The organism is Vibrio gangliei, from assembly GCF_026001925.1.
Lineage (GTDB): Bacteria > Pseudomonadota > Gammaproteobacteria > Enterobacterales > Vibrionaceae > Vibrio > Vibrio gangliei.
In genome coordinates, this window is the sequence record NZ_AP021869.1 from 1,796,268 (window position 1) to 1,814,854 (window position 18,587).

The following is an 18,587-nucleotide window of genomic DNA, read 5'->3' on the forward strand; positions in this document are numbered from 1 at the left end:
GATTCAATAAAAAGTTTGATCCTATACACAAAACCACATACGTCAAAAACGTTAATTTATTAGAAATCATCATGTTGTTGATTATTTTTCAACCTAACCACAGTCATCAATGCATTGGATTTCACAACCTGTACGCCTCAACACACAGCCGAACTTGGACTCGATAACCACCAACTTAATTTTCTATAAAAAATAAATACCCATAATTATCCCGCTATTTGGAAAATACACATTTAAAAGAGAAGATATTTCTTTATTGACCTTAACCTTGATGGAAGGTTTATAGTGTCAACATCAACATTGAAATCTGTATGGTGAGGGAATATGAACCAGTATCATTTAAAATTGTTTGGATTAAATTGCATGGGTTGTGCGAGAAAAACTCAAACCAAACTCGAAACTCTCCCTAATACTCATGTTCAATCGATTACGCCAACGGAAGCGCACGTAGAAACGGAAGCCTCCCTTAAGCAGATAAACCAAGCAATAGACGAATTTGGATACCATGCCGAGGCCATCCAGCACTACCAGTTGCAAGGGCTCAATTGTGGACGTTGCATTGCTAAAGTCGAACAGGCACTGCAAGAAATGGATGGCATCAGCCAACTGGATGTTCAAAAAGACACGTTAACTTTAACAGGGAGTGTGGATAGCCAGAATGTGGTGCAAACCATTGAACAACTCGGCTATCAAGCGAGCCTCAATACATCGAACCGAAATAAAGCACATCAGGATCAAGCGCTTCAAGCATCCACATCTCAAGCCGATAATTCAGAAGCAGAGCCAGAAAAAACAAGTCCACAACAGCAGGCACTGCATTTTCTTATATCCGGTATGACCTGCGCGAGCTGTGTGTCTTCGGTCGAAAAGGCACTTTCGGCACATCCGCAAGTGTCACGCGCTCAAGTCAATTTAGCGGAGCAAAGTGCCTGGGTATACGTAGACCAAGTCTCAAACGATCTCATCGCTGCACTCGCTGACAATGTGCAACAGGCAGGCTATCAGGCTGAAATCATTCAAGATGACGATCAAATGCGTGAGCAGCAACAAGCCCAATTTGAACGTACGCAGAAATCACATCGCAACAGTGCCATCGCCGGTATTGCCATTGGTGTCCCTTTGATGCTTTGGGGCTTACTCGGCGGCAGCATGATAATCACGTCCACTCAATCTCAATGGAGCTGGGGCATAGTCGGTATTATTTGTCTGGCTTTACTTGCTACCGCTGGTCGCCCCTTTTTCGTCAATGCATGGCAAGCACTTACTCACTCTCGAGCTACCATGGATACGTTGGTTGCACTCGGTACTGGTGCTGCGTGGCTATATTCTATGCTTGTGGTGTTATTACCAAACTGGTTCCCAGAGCAAGCTCGCCATGTTTATTTTGAAGCCAGTGCCATGATCATCGGCTTAATTTCGCTTGGTCATTATATTGAAGCCAAAGCCAAAGCGCGCACCACCGATGCATTGCAAGGCTTGATTAATCTTCAACCCAAAACCGCTATTTTGTATCAAGATGGTGAAGAACAAACGATCGCGGTTAAAGACATTCAAGCCGGCATGATTTTACGTGTTAAACCGGGTGAACGAATCGCGGTTGATGGGGAAGTCGTCGAAGGCGAGTCTTACATTGATGAAGCTATGCTGACCGGTGAACCTGTTGCCGCACTAAAACAATCTGGTGATAAAGTCTTTACTGGCACCATCAATCAAGATGGTCGCCTACTCATCAAAGCGACTATGGTAGGAGAACAAACAACCCTTTCGCGCATCATTCAATTAGTGCGCCAAGCGCAAAGCAGTAAACCGGAATTAGCGCGCCTAGCCGATAAAATATCTTCCGTATTCGTGCCAGTCGTGATTGCAATAGCACTGATTGCCGCTGCGATTTGGTATTGGGTTGGTCCTGCGCCGCAAGCCAGTTACATGTTAGTTGTGGTCACAACCGTCCTTATCATCGCCTGCCCGTGCGCACTAGGCTTAGCGACACCACTGTCAGTCACGGTTGGCGTCGGTAAAGCGGCCGAGCTTGGCATCTTAATTAAAGACGCTGAAGTGCTGCAAACCGCAAGTCAAATTCAAACCATCGTATTTGATAAAACCGGCACCCTCACACAAGGCAAACCGAGTGTACAAAGCGCGCAGTCTCTGCGAGAGAATGACGATGAATTATGGCAAAACATTCATCAAATTGAGGCGCAATCAGAACATCCTCTTGCGCAAGCCGTGTGCGATTACATTGAAGCAACCTATCCCGATGCAAGCCAAGCAAAACATTCGCTCACTCATTATCAAACCGAGCGTGGCTTAGGGGTGACGGGCACAATTAATGGCCAGCAATATTGGATTGGTAGCCCACGCTATTTAGAGCAAAACAATGTTGATTTATCGCATCACAAAAACGAACTGACACAGCTAGAACAACAAGCACAAACGCCAATTATGGTTGCCCAAAATACAGAGTTGGCCGCCATTATTGGAGTGTCCGATCCTATCCGTGAAGAATCTAAAGCCACCATTGATAAGTTGCATCAAATGGGCATCGAAGCCGTGCTGCTTTCTGGTGATCATCCATCGGTAGCCGAGGCCATTGGCAAACAACTTGGTATTGATAAAGTGATTGCCGGTGTGATGCCAGATCAAAAAGCAGAGCATATTCGCCAGCTTCAACAGTCTGATAATGAACAGCGCATTGTCGCTATGGTGGGTGATGGTATCAATGATGCACCAGCCTTAGCGCAAGCCGATGTCGGGATAGCGATGGGTAGCGGCTCTGACATCGCGATAGAAAATGCCAACATGACGTTGTTAAAATCGTCACCATTGGCAATCGTACACGGGATTGAATTATCCAAAGCGACAGTGAAAAATATTAAACAAAACCTACTTGGCGCATTTATTTATAACACCTTAGGTATCCCGATTGCCGCCGGTGTCTTGTATCCAGTATTTGGCATCATGTTAAGCCCTGTCGTTGCGGGCGCAGCCATGGCCTTATCGTCAATCACCGTCGTCAGTAACGCCAATAGATTACGGTTGTTTCAGTCTGGGGATTAACTTTAGCCGCTTCAAGTAAGACGGGTATAGCATGAGAAAAAATAGATTCATGCTATCCTCAATTTAATTCACTCATCCTGCGAGTATAAAATGAAAAATTGGCGTCCTTTTCTATTATCTTTGCTATCACTTCCGTCACTTTGGCTTAGTCATACCGCTCACGCAGAACCTATGGTTTGGAAAGCCACCAAAGGACAACAGCAGCTCATGTTAATTGGCACCATTCACCTGGGTGACAAAAGCATGTATCCACTGCCTATGCCATTGGAAAACTTCCTAAAAATCAGTGATGGGTTGGTATTAGAAACGGATGTTGAAGATGCGCCCGATCTTGATTTCACAGGAGTATTACTCACTCGGGATGTACTCAATAACCAGCAACAACTCCAGCTAGAAGCAGTGGCACAAGAACTGAAATTAAACCCACAAGTATTGCTGGATATTCCACCTTGGCTGACTGCTGTGACCATTGAAAACCAAACCTTTCAGCAATTGGGTTACGATGCTGACAGCGGTGTGGATCAAACCTTGTTGAAACAAGCGCAAAGCCTCAACGTCCCTCTGCTGACGTTTGAAACCATGGCCGAGCAATTGCATGTTCTGCAAACGCTGCCAGACAATGGTAAAGATTTATTATTAGAATCCATCAGCGATGAACAAAACAACACAGATATCTACACCTGCTTGATCCAAAGTTGGAAAGACGGCGATAAAGAAACGTTATTAGACATCTTAGAAACCGCCGATTGGGATGATGCCACCAGCAGCCAATTACTCACTTCACGCAATAAAAAATGGATCGAAAAAATCATCGATCCACAGTTCCTTGCCCCGACAGGAAAATACGTTATTGCGGTGGGCGCTCTGCACCTTATCGGCCAGCATAACCTGCGTGAGCTATTAGGTCAGCAAGGCTACGAGATCGAACTACTCACCACCAGCAATACTGCGCAGTGTCGTTAATCTACCTGTAATTTATTGCGATTATCACGGCTCTTACGGATCAACTCATCGCCTTGTTCTATGTTTGACGATTTAGCAAGGCGATCGTAAAGCAACACGTTCACTGACGCGGCTAGATTCATACACCCCACCGTCGGCACATAAACCACGGCATCGGCTTTAGACACCACACTTTGATCTATGCTGCCATCTTCCGGCCCAAACACATATAACGCGTTTTCAGGGTGCTGAAATTCAGGCAATGGAATCGCCCCTTCGGCAAGCTCTACACACACAACTTTGGTACCCGGGCTTAAACCTTGCAGCATGTCATCCACCCCATCCAGCGGAATTTTACGCGTCATACTTTTAGTATCCGTATGAAACTTGGCAGCTTTTTCATAACGCACGCCAGTATAACGGACCGCATCCGCTCGATAACACCCCGCCGCACGCATGACAGCACCGACATTAGAAGGACTTTTAGGGTTAGTTAGGCCGATGGTGACTTTGCTCTTTAAAGTTTTGGCTAGCATGGTTATTTTCTATAAGTCATAAAAAGGCCGTGATTCTAGCAAAAATCCCTGTTTAAAGTGAGGAAAAATATCAGGCATTTTGACGGCGCATGCCATCAGTCGCGCCCCATAATGCAACGAGGCTACTGCAAACCACACCAAACGCGACTACCCATAAATTGTCATCACTAAAATACGCCACTAATCCACTGATGATTGACGCCGTGAAAAACTGCATAAATCCAAGTAAGCCAGAAGCCTTACCGGCGTTTTGTTTAAAGTATTGCAGATAACAAGCATTGGTGTTTGGCATGATGCCAGCATTGGTAGACACCATAAGCAGAAAACCAATTGCAACGCCATAAATACTATTTGGTAGCAAGGCCACAGAAACAAATAAAGTAAGCGCACCACACAATTGCAACTGGATAAAGCGAACCAATAACAACGCTGGATCGTACTTTTTCAATAACGCGCTATTAAGACGGTTGATACACACCAAGCCTACAACATTGATTAAAAACAGCATCGAAAAGTGTTTTTCTGATAAGCCAAAATATTCCATAAACACAAATGGTGAATTGGTGAGATAAATCATCATCACGCTAAAACCAAATGTTAACGATAACAAATAACCCAACACGGCTCGTTGACGAAAGACCTCGGAATAACTCATCAATTTAGGACGATGTTCTGAAGAGTTCACCACAGGTTTGGGGATCACTTTCCAGGCAACACACGCAAAAATAATACCTAAGCAGCCAAGGAAAATAAAAATAAAGTGCCAGTTCAAAACAGCAAGAATCAGAGTACCTACGCTCGGCGCAACAGAAGGAGCAATCATCATAATTAACGCAATCAAGGAAAATAATCGCGCCGCTTCTCGCCCTTCTGCATTATCTCGTATTAAGGCCGGTACACAGGCTACCGCCATGCCTCCACCGAGTGCTTGTACTAAGCGGAAGAGCCATAAAGCCTCTATCGAGTGAATCGTTGCGATCGCAAGACTGCCGATGGCATAGACTAACAAACCTGCAATCATCACTTTTTGGCGGCCATAGTTATCCGAAAATTGACCGCCCAATAACTGGCCAATCGACAAGCCAAAAACGTAGAGGCTCACTGTCATCGACACCCAATGAATATCAACATTAAGTTGAGAAGTAATGGTAGGTATCGCAGGCAAATAGGTATCAATCGAAAATGGGCTTAATGCGAATACACAGGCCAATAAAACAATCAATGACTTAGGAACTGACTTAGCCATTATAAACTCCTTTTACGAAAGGCTATTAAATCTGAAAATCGTGATTTCCAAAACGAGATTTAACAAAATGATAACTAGCACTTATCTTTCTAGCAAGATAAAATTAAACCCAAATACAGGGAGAGGATTTATGGCAGATAAAATTACCGTCTCAGAGCTACTATCATTAGGTTCTATCACTGAACGAAACCGACTTCCCTTTGAAGGGATGACATTACGTCTTCACCGTATCTCGGATTACCTAAAAGCAGACGTTCAACAACACCTAGCCCCATACCAACTACAACAAGCTGATTTCAGTATTTTGATCAGCTTGTATCGCCAAGGAAAACCTTATAACACCTCACCAACCCTGCTTTATAAAACCATGTTATTCAGTTCGGGTGGACTAACAAAAGTATTAGCACGAGTCGAAGAAAAGCAGCTTATTGAGCGTATTGATAATCCAGAAGATAAAAGAAGTAAGTTGGTGCAATTAACGGAAATCGGTTTACAAACCATTGAGAGTATTTTGGATAAGCTACAACAATCCCGACAACAAAAGCTGTCCTGCTTAAATGCACAAGAACAAAAACAATTTGAAGAGCTACTAACAAAAATACTGAATGATTGGGAAGGGTAAACGAAAAAATGCACCATTGCTGATGCAGCTTTCTCTAATATGGTTGGTGAAGAGCCAAGATTCTAATATCAAACGAACCCCCGACCCGTCGGAATTAAAACGAAAAAGGCTCCGCATTTCTGCAGAGCCTTTTTCTTAATATGGTCGGTGAAGAGCCAAGATTCTAATATCAGACGAACCTCCGACCCGTCGGAGTTTAAATGCAAAAAAGCCGCACCATTGCTGATGCGGCTTTTTTAAAAGTGGTCGGTGAAGAGGGATTCGAACCCCCGACCCTCTGGTCCCAAACCAGATGCGCTACCAAGCTGCGCTATTCACCGAGAATCATGTCAGCAATGTGTCGCTGAATGAGATGCGTATATTACGGATTTAATGAGTATTGGCAAGGGGTTTTCAGTAATTTTTTCGATATTTTAAAAAAATCGGTTTGATCGCTGAATTAGTAACCAGATAAAATTTCTTTCTCAAGTCCGAAAGCTATAATTTGCAAAAACTCGAATTACGAAGTAGTGGTGCCGATGATGACTGACGACAACGATGTAGATTTATTCCAACAAATGATGGGCGACGTCAAACCAATCAAACAAGACACAACTGTTCGTTTGAAAGAAAGAACCATCACCGAGGCACACCTCGCTCGACGAAAAGCGGCAGTATCGCTTGCGGATGAATACGATGAGTATCTTTCACTTGATAACGCGCCGATGCTACGACCTGATGATATTTTGGAGTATAAGAAAGACGGCGTGCAAGATGGCGTATTCCGCAAACTTCGCCTCGGAAAATACCCAATTACCGCCAAACTCGACTTACACCGCCGCACACTAGAGCAGGCACGTGATGATGTGGTGTCGTTTTTGCGCCAAGCACAGCGTTTAGATACTCGCAGCGTATTAATCGTACATGGCAAAGGTGAGCGCTCTAACCCTCCTGCTTTGATGAAGAGCTATTTGGCTGCCTGGCTAGAACAAATTTCTGATGTCATGTGCTTTCATTCTGCTCAACCTTTTCACGGTGGCAGTGGCGCGGTTTATGTACTGATCAAGAAAAGCGCGGAAATGAAACTGGATAACCGTGAGCGCCATCAAAAGCGCATGAGTTAAGTTCAGCTTTAACCACTATTCGAGACAGTTTTTAACGCTGTCTCTTTTTCATCCAAACTGCTAAACTCGGCCCCACTTTACCGCTCAGCAATTCTAGCTAATTATTGTCTGAGCATTTCCGTTGTGAAACGTCAAAAGAGATTATTATGACCAACCAAACTTCTGTAACCAACCAAACTGGCGCTATTCGTTTAAATAAATTCATCAGTGATTCTGGTTTTTGCTCCCGCCGTGAAGCAGACAAACTCATCGACCAAGGCCGTGTGACCATTAATGGTATCGTGCCGGAAATGGGCACAAAAGTTCTACCTGGTGATGAAGTTGAAGTGGATAACAAACCGATCCGCAACAAAGAAAAACCGATTTATATTGCGCTTAATAAACCAACGGGTATCACCTGTACTACCGAACGTCACGTGGAAGGAAACATTGTTGATTTTATTGGTCATCGCAAACGTATTTTCCCGATTGGTCGTTTAGATAAACCGTCGGATGGTTTGATTTTCTTAACCAACGATGGCGACATCGTGAATAAAATCTTACGTGCTGGCAACGCACATGAAAAAGAATATGTGGTACGTGTCGATAAACCGATCACTGATGAGTTTATTCAAAAAATGGGCTCAGGTGTTGATATTTTAGATACAACAACCCTACCTTGTCAGGTGAGTAAAGAAACCGATTTCTCATTTCGTATCGTGCTTACCCAAGGCTTAAACCGCCAAATTCGCCGCATGTGTGAAGCGCTTGGTTATGATGTCTATAAGCTGCGCCGCGTACGCATTATGAACATCACTATTGATGGCCTTCCTAATGGCAAATGGCGCTATTTAACCGATGCAGAAATTGCTGAAATTCACAGTATGATTGAAGGCTCTAGCGGCACAGAAGAAGCGTCAAAAGTAGCGGCAGATGGCAAATACATCGCCAAAGCAACCGATGCTAAACTGCATGATGCCCGCAAACAAGCGCAAGCTGAAAAAGAACGCGAATTGAAAAAAGAACAAGCGGGTCAATTTAAGACTTACCGCGGCAAGGGTGAATTTGAGCGTAAACCTAACAATTCAAAAAGCCGCAATGGTGAACGCTCTGGTGGCAACCGTAGCCGCAACCAAGATAAACCGAAATCTGGTGCCAACTCTCAAGGCAAGCCAGCCAATAAAGGCTCTCGTTTTGGTAACTCAAACAGCAGCACCATCAAAAAATGGACGCCAAAGAAGTAAAAATAGAACGGTCTTTAGGAACCGTAATGAAAACGAAGTTGAGCAATAAGAATCGTATTGTCGTGATAGCGATAAACGATTCGGTGCTCATCATTAATTCGCCGGGACCAATAACCTGACAAGCCATGCTTTAATGGCTCAGGCTTACCAATCCCGTCATAAGGTTCTCTTTGTATATCTTTAATTAATAAATTTATACGTTTGAGAACCTTCTTATCTGTACTTTGCCAATATAAATAATCCTCCCAAGCGTGACTAGAAAAGGTCAATTTCATTCAAGTAATTCCCTTTCTTGTCCTTGTCCAGATTCAAGTTCAGCAATTGACTCCAATAAACGTCGAGCATTGGTTGGGGCTCGAAGCAAGTAGGTGGTCTCTTGCATCGCTTCATAATCTTCCAGTGAAATCATCACAACAGGCGCTTCACTTTTACGGGTGATGATCACCGGAGCATGATCAGCACAGACTTTTTCCATCGTACTCGCCAAATTTGCGCGAGCCGCGGTATAACTAATTGCGTCCATGATAACCTCCAAAATGTGCATGTACGTTTTTATGTACATACTAGAGATCGTCTGTTCAAATTTCAAGCAAAAGGAGTGAGAAATTAGTCCAACGTTTTCTTAAATCTCAACGCGGCTACAATCACCCCACCAACGGTAAAACAAGACAACCAAATCACATCTTTATACAAATCAGAAAGATCAGCGCCTTTTAACACCAAGGCTCTAATCAACGACATGTAATGTGTTGCTGGAAGAATTTGTGCGATCCATTGTGCGACCACTGGCATGCCCTCAATCGGAAACATAAAGCCCGAAAGGAGTATCGATGGCAAAATAACAAACAAAGTTAATTGCATGGCTTGCAGTTGAGTTTTCGCAATAGTAGAAATTAATAAACCCAGCGTTAAGCTAGCTGAAATAAACACCAATGAACCAAGTAAAATATCTAAAATGGAGCCATTGATCGGCACATCAAATATCCAATGGCCTAAACTAAGTACAATCAGCACTTGCAGTAAACCGACAAAAATATACGGCACAATTTTCGCAATCATTAATTCGAGTGAAGATACCGGTGTGGTGATCAATAACTCTAAGTTGCCCTGCTCCGACTCACGCACAATGGCAATACTGGTGAACAGCACCATGGTCATGCTTAAAATCACGCCCAATAAACCGGGCACGATATTGAGTGACGTTTTCTGGCTCGGGTTATAAAACATCGTCATTTCAAATGTTTGAGATTGTGACTTTTGATGAATATCGATATTACTCAGCTTCTCTTTGGGAGTCACAGGGAGATTCTGCAAGCCTAAAATCGTTGAACTTATCATGCTATCAGAGCCATCAATCATCCATTGACCTAGCACTCGACCTTGCACTTGCCGCTGTATCAAATCATGGGGCAAGACTAATGCCGCGCGAACTTCACCCGATTTAATCGCTTGTTGTGCTTGCTCAGTAGAATGATATTGGTGAGTAATCTCCACCACTTGTGACGCTTTCACCGATTCAATGATCCAGCGTGATGCTTGAGTATGGCTTTGATCAACCACCGCTACCGGCACATGGCGAACTACGGTGTTAATCGCAAACCCAAATAACAATAATTGGATAAGTGGTAACATCACAATCATGGCGTATGTGAGCCTGTCACGAGATAGTTGGCGAAGCTCTTTCACCATGATGGCTTTCATACGAAATAGATTGATCATTGGCGGCCTTCCCCCGTCACACTCACAAAGACATCTTCTAAGGTTGGGCGCACGATTTCCATCTCAGCATTTGCCAGTTCAGGTAAGCTTTGACGCAACCAATCAATCGGCTGATCTATATCTTGATAAATCAGCACACGCAAACGCACGCCCAATTGCGCTGCAGTACGGACTGGCTCTTTTTGCAATAAAGTTTGTTTAAGTTGGCGCAAATTATCGGCTTTTATTTCAACCACATTCACACCCATTTGTTGCATTAAGGCTTCCGGTTCCCCATCAGCGCGCATTTTCCCCGCTTCCATAATGGCTAAGCGATGGCACTTTTCCGCTTCATCCATATAGTGTGTGGTGATCAAAATCGTGGTGCCTTGGTCGGAAAGATCGAACAACTTTTCCCAAAAATCACGTCTATTTTCCGGATCAACAGCCGACGTAGGTTCATCTAAAAACAACAATTCTGGCTGGTTCATGGTGGCTGAGGCTAATGATAATCGCTGTTTTTGCCCGCCACTCATACCTTTAACCCGTTGTTTCCTAAGTTGGTCTAAGCCATAAGTCGTCAGTTGTTCTTCCATACGCTGTTTAAGTTTGCTTTTTTCCATGCCATAAATTTGTCCCATGAAAGTCAGATTTTCCTCTACCGTGAGATCATCATAGAGAGAAAACTTTTGCGTCATGTAACCAATCTTCAAACGCAGTTGGTCAGCATTTTCTGGAATTTTGTAACCTAAAACGTCAATTTCTCCGGAGGTTGGCGTTAAAAGGCCAGTTAAGGTACGAATGGTGGTGGATTTTCCGCAACCATTGGGGCCTAAAAAGCCATAAATACAGCCTTTAGGAACGTTAAGAGAAATATCATCAATCGCTTTAAAATCACCAAACTTTTTCACCACATTTTTGGCTTGAATGGCGATCTCTGCCGAACGAGTCGATTGAGCCATCAAATGCCCTCCAAATCCACTTGCAATGGAATACCCGCAGGTAAGCGATTAGCACTATCTGGCAAATCAATTTCAGTTAAATAGACCAAACGTGAGCGATCTTCTTCTGTCATGTTGCGATATGGCGTAAACGCAGGCTCGACTGAAATCCAACGCACCGTGCCTTTCATAGCCTCATCAATTCCATCGACATGCACGGTTAATGTCACACCAGAATGAACTTTATGTTTATAAGGCTCAGGAATATAAACGCGTGCGTAAGGCTGAGTATTCGCTTGAACAATAGCGACGACCGCATGCTCCGGCACTCGTTCCCCTAAGTGATAAGGCAAGGAGTCTAAAATTCCGTTACGAGTCGCGATAATGCTCAATTCATCAAGTTTATGCCTTTGCAGTACCACTTCAGCTTTCGTGGCAGCCAATTGGGCTTGCGCCACTTCGATATCTTCAACTCGGTTGCCTTTGGTAAGTTTTTGCCAGGTTTGATAAGCAGAATCGTAGGTTGCTTTGGCGGCATCTCGTTCAGCCAAAGCGTTATCTCGCTCAGATATCGACACCAGTTTTTTTGCCACCAGTTCAGACATACGGGTGTAGTGTTTTTGCGCATCGGTTAACTTTGCCTTGGCATTGGCAAGATTGGCTTTCGCTGCATCAATATCTTCCGCTCGTTCTCCATTAAGCATTTTGGTTAAGTTCGCTTGTGCTTGAGCCAACTCAGCTTTGGCCTTGGCAAGTACGGCTTTTTGATTTTTACTGTCTAGCTGCAACAGAAGCTGGCCTTTTTCGACTTTCGATCCTTCTTTCACCGGAGATTTCACGACAATTTCACTCGCAGTGGATATCAAGCTAATGCGGTCACGCTCTAACGTGCCGGATGCTTGAGTACTTTCTTGCTGAGAACAAGCCGCAAGCAGTACTACCAAGCTACTTGAAATCAGAAAATGGATTGGTTTCATCGTATCCTCCATGGCCAACATCACTTTGACCATCGCCTTAAACAGACTTAGTTTAAATTGAATTTAAACTTAAATTAAAGTAAATTTAAACTCAGTTCAAGTAATAAGAGTAGAAAATGAATAAAAGTAAGACTTCGTCACGCAGCGATGGCGCTTCGACTAAACAACGCATTTTAGAAACTGCGATCCGCCTATTTGCGCAAAATGGACTGGCAGGCACACCCAACAAGCAAATTGCTCAGGAAGCGGGTGCTGATTTAGCTTCCATCAATTATCATTTTGGTAATCGTTCAGGGTTATATCAAGCTTCACTTATCTCTGCTCATTCTCATCTATTTAAATTAGAAATATTACAAGCCATCGACGCCCAACCCGTTGATTCAACCGAAAAACTCAAGTTACTGCTTGATAACCTTTGTCACTCAGCTAATCAAAATCAGCAAGGCTATGGGCAACTCATCGCTCGTGAATTGATGTCTCCCAGTGAACATTTAACGGTACTATTCAATACCGAAGTACAACCCAAAATCACCATAGTAAAAAAAATTATATCGGACATATCCGGCATTCCCGCCAATGAGCCTGAGCTTTATCCATGTTTACTCAGTGTCGCCGCCCCTTGTTTAATGATGTTAATGAGCAACCCCAATCTACCAACCCCATTCGTTCAAATAGGGCTATTGGAGCGAGATTATTTAAGCCGTCACATGTACAGTTTTTGTTTGGCAGGTTTAAAAGCGGCGGGAGAAAACTACACGGCGAGTCAAAATCAGCGATGAACTAATCATCATTATGTTTACAAAGAAAGCAAAAAGCCCAAAAAGCAGGCACTTAAACGCATTTTTTATAAAAAAAGGTTTACCTCTTCTGATAATGCGCTAAAGTACATCTCGTTCTCCAGACAAACGGAGGATGATGGTGTTCTAACTGTTCAGTTAGGTGCCTTGCAGTTTAGATTGCATGTGCCCTGGTGGTGGAATTGGTAGACACAAGGGATTTAAAATCCCTCGGCGTTCGCGCTGTGCCGGTTCAAGTCCGGCCCGGGGCACCATCTAGATCTTCGATATTTCTTGCTGACTCCTAGCAATATTCTCATGAAAAAATAATGGCGCCTTGGCAGAGTGGCTATGCAGCGGATTGCAAATCCGTGGACCTCGGTTCGACTCCGGGAGGCGCCTCCATTATCTACTCTTTTTTCCTTCACTGTAATAATACGCTAGCAATTCATTGATTTTCTTAACTGGAATACCCATCTTAGGATTTTGTTGCCCTTTCGTTTTTAATCTAAGTAATCCTTGCTGATCTGGCTTTAATTGGCTGCCTAACTTTTTGTTTAATTGCACATATTGTTGCAGAATTTGCTCAACTGAAAATTCAGCAAGATTGCCACTTAGATTGTAACCTTCAAATAACCACACTAACCCATCATAAACGGCTTGGTGATAAACCGAATGGTGATCATGCTCCGCATAAAATTGGCATTGAAAACTTACACTTTCATTGGTTTTTTGGTTAAATTCTTGGGCAAACTGTTGCAGATGATCACGATGGAAAGTGGATAAGCCAAAACCTGGCGTATATGGATTATTGGCTATCGCAAAATAAATGGCTTTTGATGTCACGACGTTAGCTGTCAGCCCTTTTTCAATCGCGTGATAATTCTTAGGAAAGTCAAACCATAGGCTTGGATCGATGGAAATGAATGCCTGAAAAGACACATCGCTCTGGCTGGCGGCATACAAACTTTCTAACCCACCCAATGAATGTCCTACTAAAATATTTGGCGCTTGTGTCCGATATTGTTGATTGATGTGCGGTTGTAGTTCTGCAGATAAAAAATGCAAAAAATCTTCACCACCGCCAGTGTGTTGATACCAATCACCCGCTTGCTCTCCATTCGGCAATTTCATGGTGTGCGTTGGGGTGAAATCTTTCATTCGATCAATATTATGCACAGCGACCAAAATAGTGGCCGGCATTCTCGGAGTGAGTCCATCTTGAAAAGAATTTAAAATACCCGCAACTTGCAGTAAGTGCTTATCACCATCGAGCAAATAAAGAACCGGAAAAGTTTGCTGTGAATTTCGATGATATTCTTTCGGTAAGTAAACCGTATAAACTCGGTCTTGCTTGAGAATGGAAGACGTTAAAGTGTGCTTGGTAAACAAAGAGTGTTCCTTAGCTTGAACAGAGCCAATTAAGCCCATGCAGAATAAAAGAATTAGACCATATTTCATAAAAACTGGATTTCATAAAAGATGGGGCTACAGAAGTACTCCGTAGCCCATACCAATTAGAATTTATATTTGAAGCCAGCCATGAAACTCGCCGGTTCGCCATACATGTTAAAGGTCGTAGTTGAGCCTAAGCGGTAGTAGTACTTACGATCAAACAAGTTATAGACATTCACCGAAGCTTGCATATTATCGGTAATATCGTAGCGAATCGCAGCATCAAAAATGGCGTATCCCGCTTGTTTAGTCGTCACATCACCTTGAGTAAAGTGGTAATCGCTTACCGCCGTCATACCACCACCAATATGTAAACCATAAACTAAATCGGCAAGATGATAATCGGTCCATAATGTCAAAGAATGCTTTGGAATCGCATCAAATTTTGCATTGTGATCACCCGATACTTCATCAATATCGGTAAAGGTATACCCTGTTGAAACCATCCAGTTATCTGTTAAATACCCCATAGCTTCAAGCTCAACACCTCGAGTTTTTACTTCGCCCGTCGCCCAATAAGTATTGGTAATCGCAACACCACTGTCATCGTAAGCTTGAGCAGCAATGTTACTATCTTCCATCTGGTATAGAGAAATACGAGTATTCAACAAGCCGTCCATCAATGTCGACTTAAGCCCAGTTTCCCACTGTTGCCCTTCGCGCGGTTTGAGCATATTACCGTCAATATCTTGGCTCGTTTGTGGTTTGAATACACTCGAGTAGCTTAGATATAAGCTATGTGATTGAGTTAAATCGTAAACTAAACCTGCATAAGGCGTCACTTTGGCTGAGATGTCATCTTTTTGCGTTGATTGCTGCCCTGTTGCCAGTGTGGTATTGGTTGTTTCAAGTTGATACCAAGACACACGCGCACCAGTAATGAACGCCAGCGGATCAAATAAACGCCAAGTCACTTTGCCGTATAAACCCACTTCTGATTGCGACTCTTTCACCCCTTTAGTGTAGCTATAACTTGGAGTACGAATCGATGTAGGGTCATAATCCCATACATTAATCGATGCAACATTTCGATCTGCATAACTGCGGGTATTTGCTCGATATTTTTTATAGTCACTACCGACAACAAACTCGCTTTGGTTACCCCATAAGTTAAACGGTTGACTGTAGTTAGCATCAAGTGAAAAGTTATATTGTTGATTATCTTGCGCATTTAGCATCAAACCCGTATTACCATCTTGATCGACTGGGCCATTGGTATAGATCTGATTCACATTGGCATTATGATCCATATAACGAGCCGATACTTGAGCCACTCCGCCATTAGAAAAAGCATGCTGCAATGAAGCACCGAGATCCGTTGTTTGCGCTTCAAATTTATCATCGGTTGAACCTAAAAACGTGCTGCGTTTCATATCCAACAATTGACCATCTTGGTAAGCAGGTAAACCGTTTGTCGGGCGCATATCTTTAGTTTGATACAAAGCATAAACACTCAATAAAGTTCGATCACTCAAGTCAAATTCGAGCGTGCCATAATAAGTGCCATTATCATTGTCGTTATAATCTACCTGGTTTTTATTATCAGAATTGGCGACAACAAAACGACCACGAACTGATCCATCTTGTGTTAGCGCACCGCCCATATCGGCTTCGAGGTAATGCCGATCCCAACTGCCATATCTTGCAGTTGCCGAAGCGTGGAATTCTTCTGTTGGCTTTTTAAGAACCATATTAATCACACCACCTAATTCACTGGTGCTGTTAAATAGTCCAGATGGACCACGCATGATTTCCACGCGGTCAACGGCAGCTAATGAGGGTAAATTGCCCCAACGGCTTTGCATTGGTGATGGTAAACCATTGAGATTCACTTCATCAAATTCATACCCACGGGAAAAAATGGAAGATCGGCCGCTGTCATTAGCCATAGTGCGTAAACCCGGTGTGTATTTGGCAAGATCGTCGACCGCAACATAATTGCGCTCTTCAATGTAGTCATTAGTCAAAACCGTTACAGATTGCGGTATGTCTTTCAATGCCGCAGGTGTTTTTGTTCCAACCGTCGCGGCATCAACGCTGTATCCACCAGTTTCTTCAGAAGACGCCATACCATAGAGTGGGTTTCCATAAACCACCACAGACTCATCGATTTGATTGTCTTTATTTTCCACATCAGCATCATCTGCCCATGCACTGTTTACCCCGAGTACAACGACAGAAATTGCGATAGCCAACGGATGCTTTGTCATTTCCTTTAACATGAATAGACCCTTTTGATAATGATTTTCATTTGCATAATTTGGCGTTAATATATCAGCTCGTTCTCAGGCTCTATTTTGCAAAATCACCAATTCATTATTCAAAAAGGTCAATTTGATGTCACTCGAACACAGAGAGGTTGCCGCAATTCCAACACAAAGAGGCATTTTCAGCGGCCGGGTCGAAAATTTACACATTCAAGATGGCGCTCGTTTTCATAATAAAGACATCGTACATAAGTGCGATTCGTGTTCTCAGAGAATCATAGATCCTCAGTTATTGATCATTTTACCTTTAGAAAATAAGGCGTTAATGACTTATGGCAACAAGCATTCATTGCATGGCTGCCGCATAAGTAAGAGTGATCCTATTGTGGCTACTGCGGTGTATTACCGGAAGGCAGATCTTGTAAAAGGCGCATCAAAAGCTCGAACACGTAGCCGTAGTATCGTTTTATCCTTTTCACTGACTTGGCTAGAGGAGCATTTACATGGTGATGAAAAAGAAAGATTCACTCATGTATTTACTGAACATCTAAGCCGATTTGATTGGACCTTATCACCTGAGTTAAGCCAAATTGCCGAAGCGATTAACCTCACTAGCAGTCACTGCTTTTCAGAGAAGTTATTACGTGAAGCGCTAGCTTTAGCTGTGTGGGAAAACATGCTCAGCCAGTTTTATTTTTCCACGACAACCATGCAGACCAGTAAACAAACTAACCGATTAAAGCAATACCTTACCCAAGATAAAGTACAACATATGACGCTTGAAGAAATATCAAAAGATCTTGGCATGAGCATTTCCACTCTCCAAAGAAAAGTTCAGCAAGAATTTGGGATAAGCTTGAAACGTTACTTACGTGAAAGAGCATTATTTCGAGCCAAAGAAGCACTAGAAGACGGAAAAATATCACTAGTTAAAGCAGCCGAACAAGCGGGTTACCAACATATCAGCAATTTCATTACCGCCTACCGAAAACTATTTGGTCATCCACCATGTTGTCGAGGCTAAAGAAAACGCTACAACAATTTGTCCAGTGACAACTCTTTGTGGAACTACCCTTGGCACAACTCCACAAACTTCGCTCTCGTCAAAATCGCCAAATCCTGCGGCGCGAGTTCAATTTCAAGGCCGCGTTTACCGGCTGAAACACAAATAGTGTCAAAGTTTAATGCGGATTGATGAATAAAAGTCGGCAGCGCTTTCTTTTGCCCGAGCGGGCTGATGCCACCCACAACGTATCCTGTGGTTTTTTGTGCAATGTCAGGATCGGCCATGTCCGCTTTTTTTGCTCCTGCTGCTTTCGCCGCTTGTTTTAAGTTCAATTTATTTTCCACTGGAACAATCGCAACCGCGAGATTTTTAGGTTCACCATTTACGCAAAACAGCAAGGTTTTAAACACTTGCGCGGGGTTTTGCCCTAACACTTCTGCCGCTTCTAAACCATAACTGGCTGCATTAGGATCGTGCTTATACTGATGCACGGTATGAGGAATTTTTTTCTTCTTGGCAAGGTTAATAGCAGGTGTCATAACAAGGTTTCCAACTAACAAGCAACGCAATAAAAAACAGAGAGAAACAAAAAACAGCGTAAAACGAAAATATCGCTGTACGCTGTTTATTTTTGATTAAAGCTAAATGCAATTCAATACGAAAACTTATACCCAAAGTAATTGAAGTTGCAGTGAGGCGACAAGCGAATGAGGCCCCATGAGTTTAGCTTGCCTAAACCTATCTCTAATAATAAATAGGGGGGCGAATGAACGCCGTCAACAAAGCTGCAGCTTCAAG

Annotated in this window: 17 protein-coding genes and 3 tRNA genes; 9 read left to right on the forward strand and 11 right to left on the reverse strand. The window is 43.2% G+C overall.

From position 1 onward, the window contains the following. The first annotated feature begins 324 nt into the window (after positions 1 to 324). Positions 325 to 3,057 carry a cation transporter gene (locus Vgang_RS08205; RefSeq protein WP_105903321.1) on the forward strand — a complete coding sequence of 911 codons (2,733 nt, stop codon included), beginning with the start codon at positions 325 to 327 and terminating at the stop codon, positions 3,055 to 3,057. A gap of 90 nt (positions 3,058 to 3,147) precedes the next feature. Beyond that, complete coding sequence (locus Vgang_RS08210) at positions 3,148 to 4,020, forward strand: TraB/GumN family protein (protein ID WP_105903322.1); 873 nt, start codon at positions 3,148 to 3,150, stop codon at positions 4,018 to 4,020. Here the strand turns inward: Vgang_RS08210 and Vgang_RS08215 are convergent. Both Vgang_RS08215 and Vgang_RS08220 read right to left on the reverse strand, forming a co-directional pair. Continuing rightward, the gene (locus Vgang_RS08215; protein ID WP_105903323.1) at positions 4,017 to 4,535 is read right to left on the reverse strand and encodes an RNA methyltransferase; all 519 of its coding nucleotides are present in this window, start codon (positions 4,533 to 4,535) and stop codon (positions 4,017 to 4,019) included. The genes Vgang_RS08210 and Vgang_RS08215 overlap by 4 nt on opposite strands. A gap of 70 nt (positions 4,536 to 4,605) precedes the next feature. Further along, entirely contained in the window at positions 4,606 to 5,781 is a 1,176-nt protein-coding gene (locus Vgang_RS08220; RefSeq protein ID WP_105903324.1) for a multidrug effflux MFS transporter, read from the reverse strand. A 130-nt stretch (positions 5,782 to 5,911) separates the two neighbouring features. On the opposite strand from Vgang_RS08220, the gene Vgang_RS08225 reads away from it, so the two are divergent. After that, positions 5,912 to 6,403: a MarR family winged helix-turn-helix transcriptional regulator gene (locus Vgang_RS08225; RefSeq protein ID WP_157946044.1), complete on the forward strand. Its 492-nt coding sequence runs from the start codon at positions 5,912 to 5,914 to the stop codon at positions 6,401 to 6,403. Between the two features lie 243 nt (positions 6,404 to 6,646). Here the strand turns inward: Vgang_RS08225 and Vgang_RS08230 are convergent. After that, a tRNA-Pro gene (locus Vgang_RS08230) sits at positions 6,647 to 6,723 on the reverse strand. Positions 6,724 to 6,924: 201 nt separating this feature from the next. Here Vgang_RS08230 and smrA point away from each other — a divergent pair. Together smrA and rluF are read left to right on the forward strand one after the other, a co-directional pair. Further along, positions 6,925 to 7,506, forward strand: a complete 582-nt coding sequence (gene smrA / locus Vgang_RS08235; protein ID WP_105903757.1) for a DNA endonuclease SmrA — start codon at positions 6,925 to 6,927, stop codon at positions 7,504 to 7,506. Positions 7,507 to 7,652: 146 nt separating this feature from the next. After that, the gene (rluF, locus tag Vgang_RS08240; RefSeq protein WP_105903756.1) at positions 7,653 to 8,729 is read left to right on the forward strand and encodes a 23S rRNA pseudouridine(2604) synthase RluF; all 1,077 of its coding nucleotides are present in this window, start codon (positions 7,653 to 7,655) and stop codon (positions 8,727 to 8,729) included. A gap of 14 nt (positions 8,730 to 8,743) precedes the next feature. On the opposite strand, the gene Vgang_RS08245 is transcribed toward rluF, so the two are convergent. From Vgang_RS08245 to Vgang_RS08265, 5 genes are all read right to left on the reverse strand, one after another. Next, positions 8,744 to 9,004, reverse strand: coding sequence for a Txe/YoeB family addiction module toxin (locus Vgang_RS08245; protein WP_105903755.1), 261 nt, complete (start codon positions 9,002 to 9,004; stop codon positions 8,744 to 8,746). After that, positions 9,001 to 9,252 carry a type II toxin-antitoxin system Phd/YefM family antitoxin gene (locus Vgang_RS08250; protein WP_105903754.1) on the reverse strand — a complete coding sequence of 84 codons (252 nt, stop codon included), beginning with the start codon at positions 9,250 to 9,252 and terminating at the stop codon, positions 9,001 to 9,003. The genes Vgang_RS08245 and Vgang_RS08250 overlap by 4 nt, the downstream gene beginning before the upstream one ends. 83 nt (positions 9,253 to 9,335) lie before the next feature. Further along, positions 9,336 to 10,448, reverse strand: coding sequence for an ABC transporter permease (locus Vgang_RS08255; protein WP_105903753.1), 1,113 nt, complete (start codon positions 10,446 to 10,448; stop codon positions 9,336 to 9,338). After that, positions 10,445 to 11,389: an ABC transporter ATP-binding protein gene (locus Vgang_RS08260; RefSeq protein WP_105903752.1), complete on the reverse strand. Its 945-nt coding sequence runs from the start codon at positions 11,387 to 11,389 to the stop codon at positions 10,445 to 10,447. Before Vgang_RS08260 ends, Vgang_RS08255 begins: the two co-directional genes overlap by 4 nt. Next, positions 11,389 to 12,345, reverse strand: a complete 957-nt coding sequence (locus Vgang_RS08265) for an HlyD family secretion protein (protein ID WP_105903751.1) — start codon at positions 12,343 to 12,345, stop codon at positions 11,389 to 11,391. The genes Vgang_RS08260 and Vgang_RS08265 overlap by 1 nt, the downstream gene beginning before the upstream one ends. A gap of 116 nt (positions 12,346 to 12,461) precedes the next feature. Between Vgang_RS08265 and Vgang_RS08270 the strand changes: the two genes are divergently transcribed. The 3 genes from Vgang_RS08270 to Vgang_RS08280 all read left to right on the forward strand — a co-directional run bounded on the left by Vgang_RS08270 (position 12,462) and on the right by Vgang_RS08280 (position 13,526). Beyond that, on the forward strand, positions 12,462 to 13,124 hold the full coding sequence (locus Vgang_RS08270) for a TetR/AcrR family transcriptional regulator (RefSeq protein ID WP_105903750.1): 663 nt from the start codon (positions 12,462 to 12,464) through the stop codon (positions 13,122 to 13,124). 185 nt (positions 13,125 to 13,309) lie between these two features. Continuing rightward, positions 13,310 to 13,396: transfer RNA gene (locus Vgang_RS08275), tRNA-Leu, on the forward strand. Positions 13,397 to 13,452: 56 nt separating this feature from the next. Then, a tRNA-Cys gene (locus Vgang_RS08280) sits at positions 13,453 to 13,526 on the forward strand. Here the strand turns inward: Vgang_RS08280 and Vgang_RS08285 are convergent. Both Vgang_RS08285 and Vgang_RS08290 read right to left on the reverse strand, forming a co-directional pair. Then, positions 13,527 to 14,513 (reverse strand): alpha/beta hydrolase, encoded by a 987-nt coding sequence (locus Vgang_RS08285; protein ID WP_157945989.1) that lies wholly within the window; start codon positions 14,511 to 14,513, stop codon positions 13,527 to 13,529. Between the two features lie 125 nt (positions 14,514 to 14,638). Continuing rightward, positions 14,639 to 16,798 (reverse strand): TonB-dependent siderophore receptor, encoded by a 2,160-nt coding sequence (locus Vgang_RS08290; RefSeq protein WP_245879866.1) that lies wholly within the window; start codon positions 16,796 to 16,798, stop codon positions 14,639 to 14,641. A 115-nt stretch (positions 16,799 to 16,913) separates the two neighbouring features. Between Vgang_RS08290 and Vgang_RS08295 the strand changes: the two genes are divergently transcribed. Then, entirely contained in the window at positions 16,914 to 17,807 is an 894-nt protein-coding gene (locus tag Vgang_RS08295) for a helix-turn-helix transcriptional regulator (protein ID WP_105900980.1), read from the forward strand. Positions 17,808 to 17,851: 44 nt separating this feature from the next. On the opposite strand, the gene ybaK is transcribed toward Vgang_RS08295, so the two are convergent. Further along, on the reverse strand, positions 17,852 to 18,328 hold the full coding sequence (gene ybaK, locus Vgang_RS08300; protein ID WP_105900979.1) for a Cys-tRNA(Pro) deacylase: 477 nt from the start codon (positions 18,326 to 18,328) through the stop codon (positions 17,852 to 17,854). Between the last annotated feature and the right edge of the window lie 259 nt (positions 18,329 to 18,587).